The sequence below is a fragment of the Corynebacterium guaraldiae genome (genome assembly GCF_053480195.1).
The window spans coordinates 80,303-99,122 of record NZ_JBRBAU010000003.1 but is presented as its reverse complement, the minus strand read 5'-3'; the positions used below and the strand labels follow the sequence as shown (position 1 = coordinate 99,122).

The window sequence follows — 18,820 nt, the reverse complement described above, 5'->3', positions numbered from 1 at the left end:
TGGCTTAATGATTATCCCCTTGCCCGATACGACTACGCGCAAGATCTCCAAGAAGCTCGTGGAGATGCAGGAGCATTACACGCTCACGACAGGCCGCGTCCTCACCCTCATCGTCATGACTGAGGAAGGCGATGACCTAGACAACCTTCTCGCCTCGGTTCGTGATGCCTCCCACGAGCACCCTTCTCGCGTCATCGTGATTGCCACGGGTTCCTTGGAGGAAGAGACGCGGCTCGACGCCGAACTGCGCGTGGGCGGCGAAGCGGGCGCTTCCGAAATCGTCGTGATGCACCTGCACGGCGCGCTAGCGGACCAAGCGGAGTCCGTGGTTACTCCCCTTCTCCTTCCCGATACCCCAATCGTGGCATGGTGGCCCACCGCGTGCCCACCGTCACCAGCCGCGGTGCCCATCGGCGCACTCGCCCAACGCCGCATTACGAACGTGGCTTTCGGCAGCGGCGTTGACCAGTATGACCTGCACGTGTTGTCTTCGGGCTACACGCCTGGTGATTCCGACATGTCGTGGGGCGCTATTACCCTGTGGCGTGGCATCGTAGCCTCGGCGCTTGACCGTCACCCCCATGAGCCGGTCATTTCCGTCGAAATTTCTGGTGCTGAGCACCACGCTGCAGTCGACTTTGCAGCTGGCTGGCTTCTCGACGCCCTCTCCGTCCCCGTCACCCGCACCGTCTCGGACTGCACCGCGGGTCCTTTCCCGATCTCCTCGGTAGTCTTCCGCCGCCCCACTGCAGATGTCAGCGTGACCGTTGTCGATTCCGAGACGGTCAGGGTCAGCGTTCCCGGCTCCCCAGAGTCCCTCGTAAGCCTCACCGTACGTTCCGAAGCGGAAGTACTCTCAGAGGAACTCCGCCACCTCGACGCAGATAAGACATACGCCCATTCTCTCCGCGCTTTAGCTCGAGTGGACTACAGTGTGTAGTCGTAAACTTTTCTTTTTCACCTAGACCCCTAGACCCCTAGACACAGCATTCACAAGGATCTTTCTGCACTATGGTCACGCTTCGCCGCGTTAGCGACATCGATGAGCTCATATCCTCCGCCGCACTCGCCTTTATTGAGACGGTTGCGGCGGTTCAAGCCCCGGGCGGAGGCCTTCACAAAGACGGAGTAGCCCGCGTAGTCCTCACCGGTGGCGGTGCAGGCATTGGTGTCTTGCGCGAATTGGCTCGCCTTGCTCACGCCGCCCAGCAGCAAGGAACCGACTTCCCTGCCCTCTCGGTGGACTGGACGCGAGTCCATGTCTTCTTCGGCGACGAGCGCAACGTGCCGGTCAGTGATCCTGATTCCAACGAGGGCCAAGCCCGCGAAGCACTCCTGAGCCAGGTCGCCGTTCCCGAGCGCCATATCCACGGCTATGACTTGGGCGCCGTGTCCATGGAACACGCCGCCCAGGCTTACGAAGGCGAGATTCGTGAATTCGCACCTGAGGGTTTTGATCTGCATCTCCTCGGCATGGGACACGAAGGCCATATCAATTCCCTCTTCCCGCATTCGGAGGCAGTCTACGAGGACTCGGACTATGCATTCGCTGTCCACGATTCCCCGAAGCCGCCTTCGGAGCGTGTCACGCTAACCTATCCCGCGATCAACCGCTCCCAGCGCATTTGGTTCCTTGTCTCCGGAGAAGAAAAAGCCGAGGCGGTATCACACCTTGTTGCTGGCGCTGCCGCAGAAGACTGGCCGGCCGCTGGCGCCCAGGGAGCGGAAGAGACCCTGCTTTTCGTGAGCGAAGACGCCGCGCAGAAGCTCTAACAACGCGTGCGCCCGGGCCGAGAAAACCTATAACGCCGCGTGTCCCCCTCGACGTGAGGAGGCACGCGGCGTTAATCGTGTCCGGAGCCGGAGGCTCGTCAGCGGCCTTTAGCTATAAGCCTGCAGCAGGTTCAGGGCTACGATGCAGGCGAGCCAGATGACCACCATGACCACGGTATAGCGGTCGAGGTTCTTTTCCACCACGGTGGAACCAGACAGGTTGGACTGTACGCCGCCGCCAAAGAGGCTGGACAGGCCGCCGCCCTTACCTTTGTGCAGCAGCACGAAGATAGACATCAAGATTGCGGCAATCACGAGGATGATTTCCAGTGCCAAGATCATGAAATAGTTCCTTGTTGTACGCGTTCAAACGGTTAGTGTGGCGCGTGAAGGTGTGCATCACTTTCACGCTGGAAAAGGGGCGCCAGCGAACGGGCGCAATAAACCTTGATGATACACCACGTGGCGGGCCAGAAACCATTCCGACCCGCCACGACAGAGTGGTGCAGATGCGATCAGCTGGAAGAACTAAGCGCCCTGTGCAGCGTTAGCCGCCAACTTGGCAAACTCCTCGCCCTTCAGGGATGCACCGCCGACGAGGCCGCCGTCTACATCAGGCTTGCCCACGATCTCTGCGATGGAGTCGACCTTGACGGAACCACCGTAGAGAATGCGGATGCCTTCGGCCACTTCATCGCCACCCAGCTCGCGAATGAGCTCACGGATAGCGGCGCACACTTCCTGTGCGTCATCAGCGGAGGCAACCTTGCCGGTGCCGATTGCCCACACGGGCTCGTATGCGATGACGGTCTTGGCAAGATCCTCTGCGGCAAGCCCCTGCAGGGAGTTGCGTGTCTGGGTGACCACGTAGTCGACGTGGGTGCCAGCCTCGCGCACGTTGAGGGGTTCGCCGACGCACACAATCGGGCTGATTCCGTTAGCCAGTGCCGCTGCAGCCTTTTCCGCAACGAGCTGGTCGGTCTCGCCATGGTACTGACGGCGCTCGGAGTGGCCTACGACTGCCCACGAGCAGCCCAAGGCGGACAGCATCTTGCCGGATACTTCACCGGTGTAGGCGCCAGACTCGTGCTTGGAAATATCCTGTGCGCCATAGGTGAACTGGAGGTCGTCGCCGTCGACAAGCGTTTGCACAGTGCGGATATCAGTGAACGGGACCATGAAGGCCACGTCGACCTTTTCGTAGTAGTCCTTCGGCAGGGAGAAGGCGAACTTCTGCAGGGAGCTGATGGCTTCCTTGTGGTCGAGGTTCATCTTCCAGTTACCAGCAATTAGCGGGGTACGTGCCATGATTAGCCTTTCTAGATCAGACTGTGTTGACGGTGTATATGACTAGGATTCCAGGACCTTAACGCCCGGCAGCTCCTTGCCCTCCAGGAACTCCAAGGAAGCGCCGCCGCCCGTGGAAATGTGGGAGAAGCCTTCTTCGTCGAGGCCGAGGAGGCGGACGGAGGCTGCGGAGTCGCCACCGCCAACGACGGTGAAGGAGCCGTTCTTCGCGGTGGCGTCGATGATGGACTGAGCGACACCTGCGGTGCCCTTGGAGAAGGCCTCCATCTCGAACACGCCCATCGGGCCGTTCCAGAAGACGGTCTTGGAGGAAGCGATGACCTCGTCGAACTTCTTTACAGACTCCGGTCCAATATCGAGGGACATCCAGCCCTCCGGAATTCCGTCGAGTGCAACGACCTTGTTCTCTGCGTCAGCGTTGAACTCGGTTGCAGCAACGAGGTCGACCGGCAGGACGATCTTGTCGCCGAAGCGCTCGAGCAGCTCCTTGCAGTTGTCGATCTGGTCTTCTTGCAGCAGGGAATTCTGAACGTTGTAGCCCTTTGCAGCCAGGAGCGTGTAGCACATGCCGCCGCCGATGATGACCTTGTCGGCCTTGCCAGCAAGGGCTTCGATCACACCGAGCTTGTCGGAAACCTTAGCGCCGCCGAGTACGACAACATACGGGTGCTCAGGCTTCTCAGCCACTGCTGCGAGGGTCTCCACTTCCTTCTGAACCAGCTTGCCGGCGTAGGCAGGCAGGCGCTTGGCGACGTCATACACCGAAGCCTGTGCGCGGTGGACGACGCCAAAGCCATCAGAAACGAAGGCGCCATTATCCGCAGCGAGTGCAACGAGCTCATCGGCAAAGGCCCCACGCTCGGCCTCGTCCTTGGAGGTTTCGCGAGGATCGAAGCGAACATTCTCGAGCAGCAGGACATCGCCATCATTGAGGCCGTTGGCGCGCTCATGGGCATCCTCACCGCTGACGTCGCCGGCCAGGGCAACGTACTGGCCCAGGGCCTCAGACAGTGCCTCAGCAACCGGTGCCAGGGAGTACTTCGGGTTGACCTCGCCCTTCGGGCGACCCAGATGCGCGGACAGGATGACCTTGGCTCCGCCTTCGATCAATGCCTTGATAGTCGGCAACGAGGCGGTGATACGGCCAGAGTCGGTGATGTTTCCCTCGTCATCGAGCGGAACGTTGAAGTCCGAACGAACAAGGATGTGACGGCCGGAAACGCCTTCTGCGAGCAAGTCGTCCACAGTCTTGAAAGCCATAGTGTTCTCCTTAAAGGTAGGTATTCAAGCTAAAGGTTAATGCTATTCAATTAGAAAGTGTGGTGAACGCCTAGCACGGCGGGTTCGGGGCGCCGTGTGCGTTCTGGATAGACGAATAACGGCCCAGCGCACGCCACGTAATCATGAGGCGTGGCGCATGGGCCGGTTTTCTAACCTGTGGTGCTACCGCAGGCAATCACAGCTTGGTTCACTGTGCTCATTCTAAGAATCGAGTCCTTAGAGCTTGGAGGCAACCAAGGAGGTGGTGCGGACGAGCTGGTTGGTGTAGCCCCACTCGTTGTCGTACCAGCCGAGTACCTTGACCAGGTTGCCGTTGGAGACCTTGGTCATGCCGGCATCGAAGATGCAGCCGTGCGGGTCGGTGATGATGTCAGTGGAGACAATCGGGTCCTCGGTGTAGCCCAGGGTCTCACCGAATTCGCCGGTAGCAGCTTCCTTGATGGCAGCGTTGATCTCCTCGGCGGTAACCTCGCGGGAAGCCTCGAAGGTCAGGTCGGTGGCGGAACCGGTGATGGTCGGAACGCGCATTGCGTAGCCGTCCAGCTTGCCCTCGAGCTCCGGCAGAACCAGAGCGACAGCCTTAGCAGCGCCGGTGGAGGTCGGAACCATGTTCACGGCGGCGGCGCGGGCGCGGCGCAGGTCGCGGTGCGGAGCATCCTGCAGGCGCTGGTCACCGGTGTAGGAGTGAACGGTGGTCATGAGGCCCTTCTCAATGCCGAACTTGTCGTTGAGGACCTTTGCCATCGGAGCCAGGCAGTTGGTGGTGCAGGAAGCAGCGGAGATGACGTTGTGCTTATCAGCATCGTACTTGTCGGAGTTGACGCCGTAGACGAAGGTGCCGTCAACGTTCTTGCCCGGTGCGGAGATGATGACCTTCTTGGCACCGGCCTCGATGTGAGCCTTGGCAGCCTCACCGTCGGTGAAGAAGCCGGTGGACTCGATGACGATGTCAACGTTGTGCTCAGACCACTTCAGGTTCTTCGGGTCACGCTCTGCGGAGACAGCGATGCGGTGACCGTTGACGGTGATGGACTCCTCGTCGTGCTCGATGGTGCCGTCGAAGCGGCCCAGCACGGAGTCGTACTTAAGCAGGTTGGCAAGAGTGCCGTTGTCAGTCAGGTCATTGACGGCTACGACCTCGAGGTCGGTGTTGCCCTGTGCAACTGCACGGAAGAAGTTACGGCCGATACGGCCAAATCCGTTGATACCTACGCGAATGGTCACTGTAATGTCTCCTCAAATAATCGAGTGAAGTTCTGTTGTGGGGCTTCCGAGACTCTGTCTTTAACGGCAGTGCGGTAAACCGCTTCCGCGGAACCGTTGCTCTGCCACTTCCGTGACGTGCTCGGTGGTTTTCCCAACACGGCCGATAGTACCGACCCATTGTGCTTCCCGCAGTGAGCATGTGAGCTCCTGTTGCAAGCTCTCACATGACGGCACAAAGAGGCGTACACTGTTAAGGCTTCTATCGGGGATGGTGGGGGACCAAAGTTCAGACACCTGCGGTAATGCCCGATTATGTGGGATTGTGTTGGGTGTCGGAATTGTAGGGTGGGATATCTCACTTAACCGGAAAAGAGCGGGTTAACCCAAAACAGTACGGGCACCCAAACCGTGAAAAATGCCCCAGACGAGCCTTTCAGTGCCCGAACGGGCACCCACGACTCTGTCTGGGGCAAGGATTGGAGACTACGACGTTTGGATTCTAGGACTCCTCAAAGAGATCCTCAGTCACCGCTTTCGTCGTATCCGGTACACCAAGTTCCTTGGCGCGTTTATCCGCCATGGACAATAGGCGGCGAATACGTCCAGCCACCGCGTCCTTGGTCATCGGCGGATCTGCCAAACGCCCGAGTTCTTCCAAGGAGGCTTCGCGGTGCTGCACACGTAGGCGGCCAGCATCAGCCAAGTGCTCCGGCACGTCATCACCCAAGATCACCATGGCACGCTCGACGCGGGCCGCAGCGGTTACTGCCGCTCGAGCGGAACGGCGCAAGTTGGCATCGTCAAAGTTGTCGAGGCGGCGGGAGGTGTCGTGAGCCTCTCGCTGGATGCGCTTCTTTTCCCACGTCAGGCGAGTCTCCTGAGCGCCCATACGGGTCAGCAACGCGCCAATGGCGTCGCCATCGCGCACCACGACGCGGTCGGCGCCGCGTGTTTCCTTGGTCTTCGCCACCACGCCCAAACGGCGCGCGCAGCCCACGAGGGCGAGAGCCGCCTCCTGGCACGGACACGTCACCTCGAGCGCTGAAGAGCGGCCCGGCTCTGTCAATGATCCTTGAGCCAAGAAGGCTCCACGCCACGCCGCTTCATTATCAGCAACAGAACCTGAAATGACCTGCGGTGGCAGGCCCACCACGGGGTGTCCGGAACGAGTTACCAAACCCAGCCGCCTCGTAAGCTCCTTGGCCCCGGAGGTGATTCGCACTTGCACTCTACTCTTCTTAGAGGATGCAGCGGGACCCGCCACATGGGTGCTCGCCGCGATTGAGTACAGCTCATCGAGCGCAGTGACCAAACGATTGGCCACGCTCTGGGATTCCAATTCGACCTCGTACCTCACTCGATCCCCGGTGATGTGGAGGTCACCGGCAAACCTGAGAATTGCGGCAACCTCCGCCGCACGAGCGGACTGGCGCGGTACGGACACCGCCGTAAGCTCTTCCTTGACCTGCTCGGTCAACGACGCAGACACCTCGTGCCTCCCCTTTCGACTCTTGACACAGTGCACCGCGAACGTCGGCAGTAGCGCAGTACGACGCAACCTGACCTCACTCTGGAAGGCACGCAACGCGTCGCGCCGCGCTTGTGCGCTATGACGTAGCAGTGAACAATGAATGCCCCATAGTCTATCGTGCGCCTAGCCCCGATGAGTGCCCGGGGCACCCGCCGTCGCCCCACGTTCGGCAGCGTACTCGGAATACAGTTCGGTGAGAACTTGCGCTAGCTTGTCTGGACAGTGTTTGTTCAGCGAGTTCCCGTCAGCGTCCGTCTGACAGACATCCCGAAATACTGCGCTGGCGCCGAGCACACTAGCAGCGCGCTGCACAAAGACTCGCTCCGATTCATTGGGGAGACCGGTGCCGTCGACGATGACTTTGTCGACCCGCAGGTTTGGCGCATGCTGCGCTAGCACGTGCAGGTGGCGCTCCGCAGAAAACCCCTGGGTCTCCCCTGGTTCGGCGGAAAGATTGAGCACCACCACGCGAAGGGCATCCGACGACGTTATAGCGTTGACGATGTCTGGAACGAGAACGTGCGGGAGCACGGAGCTAAACCACGAGCCGGGGCCCAAGGTGATCAAATCCGCGTCGTGCAGCGCAGCGATCGTTTCCGGGTTAGCTTCCGGCTTCTCCGGGATGATGCGCACGCGGCGCACCTGCCCCACAGTTGAGGCAACGGCCACCTGGCCGCGCACGGAGCGCATGATACGGGGGTCGTCGTCAAGCCCGGAAACATCCGCCTCAATCTCGAGCGGTAGATTTACGGCCGGCAGCACCCGTCCGGCCGACTCCGTCAAACGCGCAACGGCATCGAGCGCCGCCTGGAAGTCCCCCAACACCTCGTTGAGTCCGGCGATAAGGAGATTGCCCACAGCGTGCCCAGCCATGGCACCAGTGCTCTGGAATCGATGCTGCAAAGTAGAAGCCCACAGCTGTCCTTCTTCCGAATCGCTCGACAGAGCTGCAAGGGCCATGCGCAAATCACCAGGCGGGATTATGTCCATCTCACGGCGCAACCGGCCGGAGGAACCGCCATCATCGGCCACGGTAACAATGGCGGAGATTGTCTCCGCGCCCGTACGGCGTGCGGCCAGCAGAGTTTGATACAGCCCATGGCCGCCGCCCAGGCTAGCCATGTGGATAGGGAGAGTCGTCACGGGAACACTAGCTTTCAACTATTCAGGTAGGGAATGAATATGTATCTTATCGCACCTAATCGCGAGAAATATCTCGGTGCAACGTGCTCACATCGAGGTCACCGCGGTCCCTGAGGCGGCGGGCGATTTCTTCCGTAACGGCCACCGAGCGATGGTGCCCACCGGTACAACCGATGCCCACGGTGATGAAGTTCTTCCCCTCATGGCGGTAGCCGGTGAGCATCGAGTCAAACATGGTGATGAACCGCTCGATAAAGGGCTCAGCCGCCTCTTGAGACAAGACATAATCCGCAACCGGCTCGTCGGTGCCACGGTACCCCCGCAGCTCAGGTACCCAATAGGGATTGGGAAGAAACCGAACATCAACGACAAGGTCCGCGTCACGCGGGGAGCCATGCTTGAAGCCGAAGGACTCAAGCGTGACGTGTTGCTTCTCATGACCCATTTCGCCGAAGGATGCTTCGATAGCGCGCCGCAGATCATGGACGGACAGGTTGGTCGTATCGATGATGATGTCCGCGCGCTCGCGAATTGATTGCACCGCTGCGCGCTCTCGTTGGATGCCTGCTTTGAGGGTTTCACCCTCCTGCATCGGGTGGGTACGCCGCACCGAATCGAAGCGACGGATGAGCACATCATCGCGCGCATCGAGGAAAAGCAAGGTGGGCTTCATGTCCAGCTTTTCGAGTTCCTCCAAGGTTTCCGCTAAAGAACCCGGAAACATTCGGGAACGCACATCGGTCACCGCGGCAATCTTTGTCACCGGGGAATCGGGCCGAGCGCACAGCCTCAGCAGGTCGACGATAGACTTCGGCGGAATGTTGTGGGCTACGTAATAGCCCTTATCCTCCAGCACTTTAGCCGCCGACGTCAGGCCACCGCCTGACATGCCCGTGATCAAAATGGGTGGGGAGTCTAACAGCGTCATGACTTCCATTCTTACCATCTGATCACGAGGCAAGGAGGGAATCCTGCTTAGGAATCCTGGAGATGATCAAATACCGTCTGCGCCAGCTTCGGGCCAAACCCCTTCACCGCAGCAATCTCCTCCACGCTGGCCTCTTTGAGCTTCTTCACTGAGCCGAAGTGCTTCACCAGATCGGTGCGCCGCTGCGGCCCCAATCCCGGTACCGCATCGAGTACGGACGAGCGCATCCGCTTCGACCGCTGCTGTCGGTGATACGTAATAGCTACGCGGTGCGCCTCATCGCGGAGGTGCTGTAGAAGAAATAGCGCCTGCGAATTACGTGGCAGGATCACCGGCTCATCATCGCCTGGGACCCACACTTCTTCCAGGCGCTTAGCCAGGCCGATGAGTGTCACATCGACGATGCCAAGCTCGTCGAACACCGCCTGCGCCGCCGCCACCTGCGGTGCGCCACCGTCGACGATGAACAGTTGCGGCGGATAGGAGCTGCGTTTGGTCTGGCTCGCGGCCTCCTCGCGGACCATTTCTTCAGCGAAGGTGGTGTTCTCCAGCTCCTCGTCCGGAACCGCTCGTTTGTCCTCGTGGTGGTGCTTGAAGCGGCGCCGAGTCACCTCAGCGATAGACCCCACGTCGTTGGAGCGGCCATCGCCCGCCGCCTCCTTGATGCGGTAGCGGCGGTAATCGGACTTGCGCGGTAGCCCATCCTCGAAAACCACCAGGGAGGCCACGACATCGGTGCCCTGAATGTGCGAGATATCCGTGCACTCGATGCGCAGCGGCGCGGAATCCATGTCTAACGCTTCCTGCAGCTCCTGCAGGGCTGCGGATCGGGCAGTAAGGTCTCCGACTCGCTTGAGTTTGTGCTGCCGCAGCTGCTCCTTCGCATTGCGCTCGACGGTCTCCATCAAGGCACGCTTGTCACCGCGTTGCGGAACCCGCAAGTCAATCTGCGCGCCCCGCAGGTCCTCCAGAACTATCTTCACCTCATCGGCTTCGTCCGGCAGCGTTTGGACCAAGATCTCACGAGGGATGGCGTTTCCCCGATGAACCGCGGTATGGGATTCCTGGTCTACTCCCCTGCGCTCCAGCTTGGCGTCTTCCGCGGCCTCCTGGCGCTGGCGCTCCACGGCATCCGAATAGAACTGGATTAAGAAATTCTGGATGAGCGCCGGAAGCCCCGGATCAGGCTGTCCTTCCTCGATTGGCTCCGTGATGGCTTGGTCACCGGAGCGTTCCACCACCCAGCCTCGCTGGCCGCGGATGCGCCCCGCGCGCACGTGAAAGATCTGAACTGCTGCCTCCAACTCGTCGGAGCTAAACGCGATGAGGTCGGCGTCGGTGCCGTCGGAAAGCACCACAGCCTGTTGCTCCATGAGCTTGTCAATCGCGCCGAGATCGTCGCGCAGGCGGGCAGCCAGCTCGAACTCGAGGTTCTCTGAGGCTTCCTCCATTCGCTGGGTTAGTCGCTTGCGCACAGGACCAGTATTGCCGTTCATGAAGCTCAGCAGCTGGTTCACCGTCTCACGGTGTTCCTCGGCGCTCACCCTGCCAATGCAGGGGGCATCGCATTTTCCGATATACCCCAACAAACAAGGCCGCCCCAAGCGCTCATGGCGGTTGAATACCCCTTTGGCACACGTGCGCATAGGGAAAATTCGCGTCAGCAGGTCAAGCGATTCACGCACTGCCCAGGCGTGGGAATAGGGGCCAAAGTAGCGCACACCTTTACGGCGTGGGCCGCGGTAGAAAAACGCTCGCGGGATGGTCTCCCCCACAGATACCGCAAGCATCGGATACGTTTTGTCATCGCGGTACATGACGTTGAAGCGTGGATCGAAGCGCTTAATCCACGTGTACTCCAGCTGCAGCGCTTCCACCTCGCTGGCCACCACGGTCCATTCCACCGAAGCCGCAGTGAGGACCATTTGGCGGGTCCGCGGGTGCAGTTGCGTGATGTCTTGAAAATAGTTCGATAGCCGCGCCCGCAAATTCTTTGCTTTGCCCACATAGATGACGCGGCGATTGTCATCGCGGAACTTATAAACGCCCGGATCCGTGGGGATGCTTCCGGGCGCAGGGCGGTACTCAGAGGGATCAGCCACTAGTCATCCTGCGGCATGTAGCGGGCTTCCAAGTCACGGAAAGAGCGGACCTTGGTGATAATGTCCTGCTTATCGCCCGATTGCAGGGCCCACACCGGAACATATTCAAAGTCAGGAAGTTCGATGCGTGCCATGCGCGAGCCTTCGGGAAAGGACAGGCCATAGATGACCTGCCACGGGTAGAAGCGGGTTCCCACAATGTTGCGGATCTCTACGCCATCGGAGTTCGCGCGCAGCCGCGGACGCGTCAGCGCCAACCAAGACAGAATGGAGATAATCACGCCGACGCCGGGGAAGGCAAACTTATCAATCGTCGTCACAGTCGCGCCGGTAAAGGACAAGCCAACCGTGAAGCCCATAAACAGGTGCGCTGCCATCACAAGGATGATCCAGATGATTGCCACCTTGCGCAGGTAGGGCGAGGTTGTCTCATACTCCCAGGGCTTGGATGAAGTCTGGGCGAAGGGATCGGCGCTGGTATAAGCCCGCACCTGCTCATCGCTCACGCTCGAGGAACCCCCAGACGCAGCGGGCGCCCCCGGCTGCGAGGATTGGGAGGCCTTGCCAGCGCGGGCTGACCGCGCACGCTCTTCGTGCGCCGAAGGCACCTGTGGATCCGTCATCGAGTTTCCTTCTCCTCATCACTCCGCTAAGAAAGGCCACGGGCCTGCGCGGTATGCAGATCGCCGTGGTTGCGCTTGGCAGCCTACTTTAGGGTCGACTCGTTCAGTGTACGCAACGTATGCCCGGTTTCTAAAGCTGCATGCATAGCCTCCGCGCCTTTATCTTCTGAAGAGTTCTCAAATCCGGCGCGATCGACAGCTTGCTCATAGTCGTTCACCGTCAGGACACCATTTCCCACGGGCGTCGACTCGTCGAGAGCAATGCGCGTCAGTCCCTGCGTGACCGAATCACACACGTAGTCAAAGTGCGGAGTGCCGCCGCGGACGACACAGCCCAGCGCCACCACGGCATCGTGGGTGCGCGCTGCAGCCTGGACCACGACGGGCAGCTCAAGGGCCCCGACGACGCGCAACGGAGTGACCTCAGCGCCAGCAGCCTCGGCGGTCTCAAGCGCGCGGCGGTGCAGCTGATCGCAGATCTCGGCGTTCCACGTGGCGGTCACCACGGCGACGCGCAGTCCCTCTCCCGAGACATTGTTCGGGGTTGGCAGGCCTTCCTTGCTCACGGTGTGCTCCTTTGTTTTGTTCCAGTGTTTGGTCTTAATGCTCTAGGAGTGTTTGAGATCCCATTCGGCCACCTGTGGCAGGTCATGGCCCATCCTGTCGCGCTTCGTGCGCAGATAGCTAATGTTTTCCGCCGTGGCGGGTGTAGCCAGGCCGGTGCGGGCGGTGGCGTCAATGCCGAAGCCCTGTAGCCCTTCACCCTTGTGTGGGTTGTTGGTCAAGAGGTTGACGGATTTCACGCCCACATCGCGCAGGATTTGTCCGGCAACGGAGTACTCGCGGGCGTCTTCAGGCAGCCCCTGTTCCACGTTGGCGTCGACGGTGTCCATCCCGTCATCTTGCAAGCGATAGGCCTTGAGCTTGTTTACCAAGCCAATGCCACGCCCTTCCTGTCCGCGCAGGTAGATGACAATGCCACGCCCGGCCGCCTGGACCGCGCGGAGGGATTCCTGCAGCTGCGGGCCGCAGTCACAGCGCTCAGATGCGAAGACATCACCGGTCAGGCACTCAGAGTGCACGCGGACAGGTACGTCTTCCGCACCGGAATAGCTCTCCACGTCACCGACGAAAAGGGCAATGTGCTCGCGCTTGTCGACGCCATTCACATACCCAACTGCGCGAAACTCGCCGTACTCGGTGGGCAGGCGGGTTTCTACCTCGCGGTGAACCTGTTGCTCATTGTGGCGGCGCCACTTGATGAGCTGCTCGATGGAGATCATCGTGAGCCCGTGGACGTCGGCGAAGCGGCGCAGCTCCGGCGAGCGAGCCATATCCGTGGGGTCTTCTTCGGAAACGATCTCACAGAGCACGCCGGCCGGGCGGAGCCCCGCCAACCGTGCCAGATCGATCGCAGCTTCCGTGTGGCCATCACGCTCGAGCACACCATTCGGGCGGGCAGCCAGCGGGACGACATGGCCCGGGCGCGTAAACTGCGACGGCTCGGAGGAGGGATCAGCCAGCTTGCGGATGGTCTCACAGCGCGAGGTAGCGGAGATGCCAGTGGAGCCATTAGCAAGGTCCACGGTGACGGTGTAGGCGGTCTGGCGCACGTCTTGATTGACCGCCATCATCGGTGGCAAGTTCAGGCGCTTGCAGTCCTCTGGGAGCAAAGGTGCACAAATATATCCGGAGCTATAACGCACCATGAAAGCCACGAGTTCCGGGGTGGCGAGCTCGGCGGCGAAGATGAGATCACCTTCGTTTTCCCGATCTTCATTGTCCACGACGACGACGGCCTTGCCGGCCGCAATGTCGGCGATGGCTTGCTCGACGCTATCTAAACTAAAAGCTGAATCTGCAGCGCTCATAAGGACTAACTCTATCCCTCTGCGCCTGCGGCGTGGGCGTTAGGGTGAACCATTTTCTCTACATACTTTGCAACCACGTCTACCTCGAGGTTCACGCGGGCGCCGGGCGCCATGGCACCAAACACGGTATCGCGCAGTGTGGTGGGAATGAGTGAGACCTCAAAAAAGCCATCCGCGCCAGGCTCATCCTTATCAGCAGACACGGCGGACACCGTCAGGGATGTTCCCTGCACGGCAATGGACCCCTTCTCCACGACGTATCGGGCGAGCTCCCGCGGCAAGCTAAAGCGCAACACCTCCCAGTGCTCCGAGGGGGTGCGGGACAGCAGCGTGCCGGTGCCGTCGACGTGGCCTTGCACGATGTGCCCGCCCAAACGAGTCGTAGGGAGCACCGCCCGCTCGAGGTTAACCGCCGACCCCACTTCGAGTTCTCCCAATGAACTACGGTTCAAGGATTCCTTCATGACGTCTGCGATGAAGGTTCCTTCTTCCAGCTCGGCCACGGTCAGGCAGACGCCGTTGACAGCGATGGAATCTCCCAACTGCGCATCACTCAGCACGGTAGATGCCGCGATGCCCAAACGGACTGCATCGCCCTGCGGTTTTACGCTATCGACGCGCCCGATTTCTTCTACGAGTCCGGTAAACATAGTCCGTACTCCCCTTTCCTACTTCTCATTCTTCCGATATTCCACGAGCAGGTCGGCGCCAAGCTCGGTAACCGCCGCGCGCTGCCACCTCGGAGCTAGCGCCAAGTCTGAGGCCACAGCCCGAGTGAGAATTCCCCTGCCCTGGCCAAGGATGACGTTGCCGATGTAGGCCTGAATGCGATCCACGCTGCCTAGTTCCATAAAGCTCGTCGCGAGTCCCGCGCCGCCTTCGACGAGAATGTCGCGCGCGCCGCTGGCGTACAGCTCGGCTAGCGCCTCCTGCGGGGTGGCATAGTGCTCGAAACCTAGCTTTGCCAGATTACTGCTTCCGTCTCGGTACACGTCCCGGGAGCCGATGACGACGCGCCGCGGCTGCGTTTTACGCAAGGAGCCGTCCGGGTAGCGTGCCGTCAACGCCGGGTTATCTGCCAGCGCGGTGCCCGTGCCGATGAGGATGGCATCCCTTTTTGCCCGGTCGCGGTGCACATGCTCGCGAGCCTGCTCCCCGGTAATCCATTGGCTGCTGCCATCCACTGCAGCGGTGAACCCGTCGAGGCTTTGGGCAAACTTGAGCGTAACGTGCGGCCTGCCCAAACGCACCGCACCCAACCACCCTGCGAGTGCATCGCTCACTCCGTCCGGCGCCTCAATCTGCCCCACGGTAATGCCGGCGCCGCGCAATGTAGCCGCGCCGCCGCCGGCCTCCGGGGTGGGGTCTGGGTGGAGGAAGTAAACGGCGGCCACAGAGGCATCGATAAGCGCCTGCGCACAGGGCCCTGTACGTCCGGTGTGGTTACAGGGTTCCAAGGTCACGACCGCGGTGCCGCCGCGCGCCTTGTCGCCCGCATCGCGCAACGCCATAACTTCGGCATGCGGACCACCCGGAGGCTGCGTTGCGCCGACACCGGCGACGCGGCCGGCGGCATCAAGTATGACTGCTCCTACAGGCGGGTTTGGGCTCGTCGTGCCGCGCACCTTATCGCCGGCCTCCATGGCCACACGCAGCGCCCGCGTGAGAACCGCTGAGTCTAGGTGTGGGATCACAGCGTCGCCAAGCTACGCAGCTCGTCGACGGCCGCTGTCTTGTCTGCTTGTTTGTAGATGGCGGAACCTGCGACGAAAGCATCGCAGCCCGCCTCGGCGGCGGAGCGAATCGTTTCAGCGGAAATGCCACCGTCAATCTCGATGAGGACGTCCAGACCGCGCTCGTCGATGGCCGCACGCAAGGCGCGCACCTTGTCCAGCTGATCCGGCATAAAGCTCTGACCGCCAAAGCCCGGCTCAACTGACATAACGAGCACTTCGTCGAAGTGCTCGAGGGCGTCCAGCCAAGGCTCGATCGGCGTGCCCGGCTTAATGGAAAAGCCCGCGCGCACACCTAAATCCCGGATTGTGCGCGCGAGGGCGATGGCCGCGTCCTTGTCGGCGACTGCCTCGACGTGGAAGATGATGCAATCGGCGCCGGCCTTGGCGTAGGTTTCTACCCACTTCTCGGGTTCCTCAATCATGAGGTGAACGTCCAGCGTCTGGGGTGTAATCCCGTCTACCGTCGCGGTGATATCCGGGCCAAAAGACAGGTTCGGGACGAAGTGTCCATCCATGATGTCGACGTGGATCCAATCTGCGTTGGCCACGGCGCGGACCTCTTCGCCCAAGCGGGTGAAGTCGGCGGCCAAGATGGACGGGGAAATAATGGGACCAGACGAGAGTGCAGACATGACCTTCAGCCTAGTCCCTCTCGCAGCCTCAGTCCGCTACTCGGCGCAAGACCGCGAAAAACATCGCATCGGCGCCATGGCGGTGCGGCCACATCTGCGCGGACAGCTCGGCGCCAAGGTCCCCCATCTCCGGCAGCACGTCGCGCGCATCCAGTTCTTCGATGTGAATCGCTGATCCCTCTGCGTGCCGTTGCACGGCGGCATCCACGATGCCCCTGGTCTCACGCAGATCCGGCGAGCAAGTCGAGTACACCACGACGCCACCTGGGCGCACCAGCTCCAACGCGGCTTCCAGGAGCTCGGTTTGCAGCTGGTTAAGCTCCGCAATATCCGATTCGGCTTTGCGCCAGCGAGCTTCCGGGCGCCGGCGGAGCGCGCCTAGGCCGGAGCAGGGGGCGTCGACCAGCACGCGGTCGAAGCCTGGTTTCAGTCCTGGTGCTCGGCCGTCCGCTTGGTGCACGCGCACAGGCAGGTCCCCCACCGTCTTTTCCACCAAGGTGGCGCGATGCGGGGAGACTTCAACGGCATCGACTGTCGCGCCCTCAATTCGGGCGATGGCCCCCATAAGGGCGGCCTTGCCACCAGGTCCGGCGCACAGATCCAGCCAGCGTCCAGTGTCTTCACCACTGAGCTCGGCTTCCGTTACCGCGCGGGCAATGAGCTGCGAACCTTCGTCCTGGACCGCCGCTAGCCGTTGGCGAACCGGCTCTAGCGAACCAGGATCCCCGTGCTCAAGGTAGACCGCATAGGGAGAATAGCGACCTTCCTCGCAACCGGTGATCAGGGCGAGTTCTTCGGCGGAAATCTCACCGGGGCGCGCTACCAAGTGCACAACGGGGCGTTGGGAGTCCGCCTCGAGTGCGCGCTCCAGCTCAAGCGACTGATCGGCGCTGAGCACACCAGCGCCATCGGATTCCAACACACCCAAGGCACGGCCGAAGGAGCAGGCAATCCACTCCGGATGGGCATGGCGGAAGGCCAAAGCAGCCACCTGGCCTTGGGGAGCAAGCTGATCCAACCACGCTTGCGCCGGTGTACGGGTGATGGTGCGCATGATGCCGTTGGCAAAACCTTTAGCCTTGTCCTGGCCAGCTGCCTCTACGAGGCGCACGGTAGTATCGACCGCCGCGTGTGCCTCAACGCGGGTATAGAGCACCTGGTAGGTTCCCATTCGCAGGGCGGTGAGCACGTCGGGGGCGATAGCGTCGAGGCCACGAGAGGCGCACTCGGCGATGACGGCATCGAGCACGCCCTCGGTCCGCAGCGTGCCGTAGGTTAACTCGGTGGCGAAGGCAGCATCGCGGCCACTGAGGTTATTGGCGCTTACGGCTTTCGGCAGCGTGAGGTTGGCAAAGGCATCGTCTGCGTCCACGCGTTGCAATACTTCGAAAGCCACCGCGCGTGGACGATCCACCCCGCAGCGCTGCGCGGCAGAAACCACCGAGGTCGACGGCGCTGGGCGCCGTGTATCGTGACGCTGACCGCCGCGACGCTCCCTGTTGCCTTTGGCAGTGCGTTTCGCACCGCCGCGTTGCTGCTTTCCACGCGGCGCGCGGTCTGCAGGATCGCCTGACTTGCTGCGGGATCTAAAACCTCCGCTCATGAGAACTTCACCTCATCCTCGCCGCCTTCTACTGACTGCGAAGCCTGGTGTGCAAGCCCGCGGCCCCAGTCGGCGGCATTCATCATCTTTTTGCCTGGCGGTTGAATTTTTCCCAAACGAACCGGGGAGCTGCCGGTGCCGACCATCACTTCCTTCTTGGCCACGTGAACTTCACCCGGCTGCAATGCGGAAAGCGCGGAGTGTTCAGTAAGGTCCTCAAGTTCTGTGGGTGGCACAGGTTCTACTGGACCGAGCTTTAAGCGTGACTGCCCCAGCAGGGTCCAAGCACCCGGCCCTGGGGTATGCGCGCGAATGTGGCGATCAACGGCCTCGGCGGGCGCAGTCCAGTCGATGCGGGCATCGTCGGTAGAGATCTTGTGCGCATAAGAGGCTTCACCTACCTGCGGCTGCGGCGCGATGCTGCCGTCTTCCAACCCATCCATGGTCCGCACGAGGAGGTCGCCACCGGCATAGGCCAGCCGCGTCAATAGGTCATCCGCGGTATCGGTGTCTTGGATGTCCTCGTCGATCGTGGCGAGGATGTCCCCAGTGTCCAGGCCTTGGTCGATGCGGAAGGTCGTAGCACCCGTGCGAGTATCCCCAGCCGCAATGGCTGCTTGCACCGGTGCCGCGCCTCGCCACGCCGGGAGCAGGGAGAAGTGAAGGTTCACCCAACCGTGCGTCGGAAGGCTCAGCAAGTCCTCGGTGATCAGGTTTCCGTAGGCAACCACGGGGATAGCCTCGGGAGCAATGTCTGCTAGTCGTGCACGCAGGGCATCACCGTCCTCGGTGCCTGGCTTAAGTGTGGTCGGCGTGAGCACCTCGATACCGTGCTTTTCCGCCAGTGCCTTCACCGGACTTGGATGAACGGTGCGGCCACGGCCCCGGCGGGCGTCAGGCCGAGTAATGACTGCGGCCACCTCATGGGGTGAGTCGATGAGCTTCTCCAAAGCCACAACTGCGGGCTCCGGGGTTCCGGCAAAAACAATACGCACTGCTAGAGCATGCCTTTCTCGTGTGAGAGTTTTTAAATCTAATGTTCAAGAATGAATCTGCTGTACTGCTGATTAAGAAGGACTACGG

The 18,820-nt window shown here is 61.1% G+C and carries 18 protein-coding genes; 2 read left to right on the top strand and 16 right to left on the bottom strand.

Going from position 1 to position 18,820, the window contains the following annotated elements; all coding sequences use genetic code 11:
• Window positions 1-7 precede the first annotated feature (7 nt).
• Both ACUY3D_RS03435 and pgl read left to right on the top strand, forming a co-directional pair.
• Entirely contained in the window at window positions 8-940 is a 933-nt protein-coding gene (locus ACUY3D_RS03435) for a glucose-6-phosphate dehydrogenase assembly protein OpcA (protein ID WP_070532931.1), read from the top strand.
• A 71-nt stretch (window positions 941-1,011) separates the two neighbouring features.
• Window positions 1,012-1,773 (top strand): 6-phosphogluconolactonase, encoded by a 762-nt coding sequence (pgl, locus tag ACUY3D_RS03430; RefSeq protein ID WP_070524285.1) that lies wholly within the window; start codon window positions 1,012-1,014, stop codon window positions 1,771-1,773.
• 108 nt (window positions 1,774-1,881) lie between these two features.
• On the opposite strand, the gene secG is transcribed toward pgl, so the two are convergent.
• The 16 genes from secG to fmt form a co-directional block, all read right to left on the bottom strand.
• A complete protein-coding gene (gene secG / locus ACUY3D_RS03425) occupies window positions 1,882-2,115 on the bottom strand; it encodes a preprotein translocase subunit SecG (RefSeq protein WP_070524288.1) in 234 nt (77 codons plus the stop codon).
• A 186-nt stretch (window positions 2,116-2,301) separates the two neighbouring features.
• The gene (gene tpiA, locus ACUY3D_RS03420) at window positions 2,302-3,081 is read right to left on the bottom strand and encodes a triose-phosphate isomerase (RefSeq protein WP_070532934.1); all 780 of its coding nucleotides are present in this window, start codon (window positions 3,079-3,081) and stop codon (window positions 2,302-2,304) included.
• A gap of 42 nt (window positions 3,082-3,123) precedes the next feature.
• Window positions 3,124-4,341 (bottom strand): phosphoglycerate kinase, encoded by a 1,218-nt coding sequence (locus ACUY3D_RS03415; protein WP_070524292.1) that lies wholly within the window; start codon window positions 4,339-4,341, stop codon window positions 3,124-3,126.
• Between the two features lie 237 nt (window positions 4,342-4,578).
• Window positions 4,579-5,586, bottom strand: coding sequence for a type I glyceraldehyde-3-phosphate dehydrogenase (gene gap / locus ACUY3D_RS03410; RefSeq protein WP_070532937.1), 1,008 nt, complete (start codon window positions 5,584-5,586; stop codon window positions 4,579-4,581).
• 481 nt (window positions 5,587-6,067) lie between these two features.
• Window positions 6,068-7,057 (bottom strand): DNA-binding protein WhiA, encoded by a 990-nt coding sequence (whiA, locus tag ACUY3D_RS03405; RefSeq protein ID WP_070524296.1) that lies wholly within the window; start codon window positions 7,055-7,057, stop codon window positions 6,068-6,070.
• A gap of 165 nt (window positions 7,058-7,222) precedes the next feature.
• Entirely contained in the window at window positions 7,223-8,221 is a 999-nt protein-coding gene (locus tag ACUY3D_RS03400; RefSeq protein ID WP_070524298.1) for a gluconeogenesis factor YvcK family protein, read from the bottom strand.
• A gap of 76 nt (window positions 8,222-8,297) precedes the next feature.
• Window positions 8,298-9,179, bottom strand: a complete 882-nt coding sequence (gene rapZ / locus ACUY3D_RS03395) for an RNase adapter RapZ (protein WP_070524299.1) — start codon at window positions 9,177-9,179, stop codon at window positions 8,298-8,300.
• 38 nt (window positions 9,180-9,217) lie between these two features.
• The gene (gene uvrC / locus ACUY3D_RS03390; protein ID WP_269948230.1) at window positions 9,218-11,272 is read right to left on the bottom strand and encodes an excinuclease ABC subunit UvrC; all 2,055 of its coding nucleotides are present in this window, start codon (window positions 11,270-11,272) and stop codon (window positions 9,218-9,220) included.
• Window positions 11,272-11,895, bottom strand: a complete 624-nt coding sequence (locus ACUY3D_RS03385) for a PH domain-containing protein (RefSeq protein ID WP_070532952.1) — start codon at window positions 11,893-11,895, stop codon at window positions 11,272-11,274. Before ACUY3D_RS03385 ends, uvrC begins: the two co-directional genes overlap by 1 nt.
• 83 nt (window positions 11,896-11,978) lie before the next feature.
• On the bottom strand, window positions 11,979-12,461 hold the full coding sequence (gene ribH / locus ACUY3D_RS03380) for a 6,7-dimethyl-8-ribityllumazine synthase (protein WP_269948229.1): 483 nt from the start codon (window positions 12,459-12,461) through the stop codon (window positions 11,979-11,981).
• A gap of 42 nt (window positions 12,462-12,503) precedes the next feature.
• A complete protein-coding gene (locus ACUY3D_RS03375; RefSeq protein WP_269948228.1) occupies window positions 12,504-13,766 on the bottom strand; it encodes a bifunctional 3,4-dihydroxy-2-butanone-4-phosphate synthase/GTP cyclohydrolase II in 1,263 nt (420 codons plus the stop codon).
• 11 nt (window positions 13,767-13,777) lie between these two features.
• On the bottom strand, window positions 13,778-14,416 hold the full coding sequence (locus ACUY3D_RS03370; protein ID WP_269948227.1) for a riboflavin synthase: 639 nt from the start codon (window positions 14,414-14,416) through the stop codon (window positions 13,778-13,780).
• An 18-nt stretch (window positions 14,417-14,434) separates the two neighbouring features.
• The gene (gene ribD / locus ACUY3D_RS03365) at window positions 14,435-15,460 is read right to left on the bottom strand and encodes a bifunctional diaminohydroxyphosphoribosylaminopyrimidine deaminase/5-amino-6-(5-phosphoribosylamino)uracil reductase RibD (RefSeq protein ID WP_269948226.1); all 1,026 of its coding nucleotides are present in this window, start codon (window positions 15,458-15,460) and stop codon (window positions 14,435-14,437) included.
• Window positions 15,457-16,134, bottom strand: coding sequence for a ribulose-phosphate 3-epimerase (gene rpe, locus ACUY3D_RS03360; protein ID WP_269948225.1), 678 nt, complete (start codon window positions 16,132-16,134; stop codon window positions 15,457-15,459). Before rpe ends, ribD begins: the two co-directional genes overlap by 4 nt.
• 28 nt (window positions 16,135-16,162) lie before the next feature.
• A complete protein-coding gene (locus ACUY3D_RS03355; RefSeq protein ID WP_448240343.1) occupies window positions 16,163-17,737 on the bottom strand; it encodes an RsmB/NOP family class I SAM-dependent RNA methyltransferase in 1,575 nt (524 codons plus the stop codon).
• Complete coding sequence (gene fmt / locus ACUY3D_RS03350) at window positions 17,734-18,732, bottom strand: methionyl-tRNA formyltransferase (RefSeq protein WP_239248659.1); 999 nt, start codon at window positions 18,730-18,732, stop codon at window positions 17,734-17,736. The genes ACUY3D_RS03355 and fmt overlap by 4 nt, the downstream gene beginning before the upstream one ends.
• Between the last annotated feature and the right edge of the window lie 88 nt (window positions 18,733-18,820).

Bases quoted from the DNA above. Each gene is read 5' to 3' on its own strand.
- ACUY3D_RS03435 (WP_070532931.1), top strand. From the start codon at position 8: ATGATTATCCCCTTGCCCGATACGACTACGCGCAAGATCTCCAAGAAG.
- pgl (WP_070524285.1), top strand. From the start codon at position 1,012: ATGGTCACGCTTCGCCGCGTTAGCGACATCGATGAGCTCATATCCTCC.
- secG (WP_070524288.1), bottom strand. From the start codon at position 2,115: ATGATCTTGGCACTGGAAATCATCCTCGTGATTGCCGCAATCTTGATG.
- tpiA (WP_070532934.1), bottom strand. From the start codon at position 3,081: ATGGCACGTACCCCGCTAATTGCTGGTAACTGGAAGATGAACCTCGAC.
- ACUY3D_RS03415 (WP_070524292.1), bottom strand. From the start codon at position 4,341: ATGGCTTTCAAGACTGTGGACGACTTGCTCGCAGAAGGCGTTTCCGGC.
- ACUY3D_RS03400 (WP_070524298.1), bottom strand. From the start codon at position 8,221: ATGGCTAGCCTGGGCGGCGGCCATGGGCTGTATCAAACTCTGCTGGCC.
- rapZ (WP_070524299.1), bottom strand. From the start codon at position 9,179: ATGGAAGTCATGACGCTGTTAGACTCCCCACCCATTTTGATCACGGGC.
- ACUY3D_RS03385 (WP_070532952.1), bottom strand. From the start codon at position 11,895: ATGACGGATCCACAGGTGCCTTCGGCGCACGAAGAGCGTGCGCGGTCA.
- ACUY3D_RS03375 (WP_269948228.1), bottom strand. From the start codon at position 13,766: ATGAGCGCTGCAGATTCAGCTTTTAGTTTAGATAGCGTCGAGCAAGCC.
- ACUY3D_RS03370 (WP_269948227.1), bottom strand. From the start codon at position 14,416: ATGTTTACCGGACTCGTAGAAGAAATCGGGCGCGTCGATAGCGTAAAA.
- rpe (WP_269948225.1), bottom strand. From the start codon at position 16,134: ATGTCTGCACTCTCGTCTGGTCCCATTATTTCCCCGTCCATCTTGGCC.
- ACUY3D_RS03355 (WP_448240343.1), bottom strand. From the start codon at position 17,737: ATGAGCGGAGGTTTTAGATCCCGCAGCAAGTCAGGCGATCCTGCAGAC.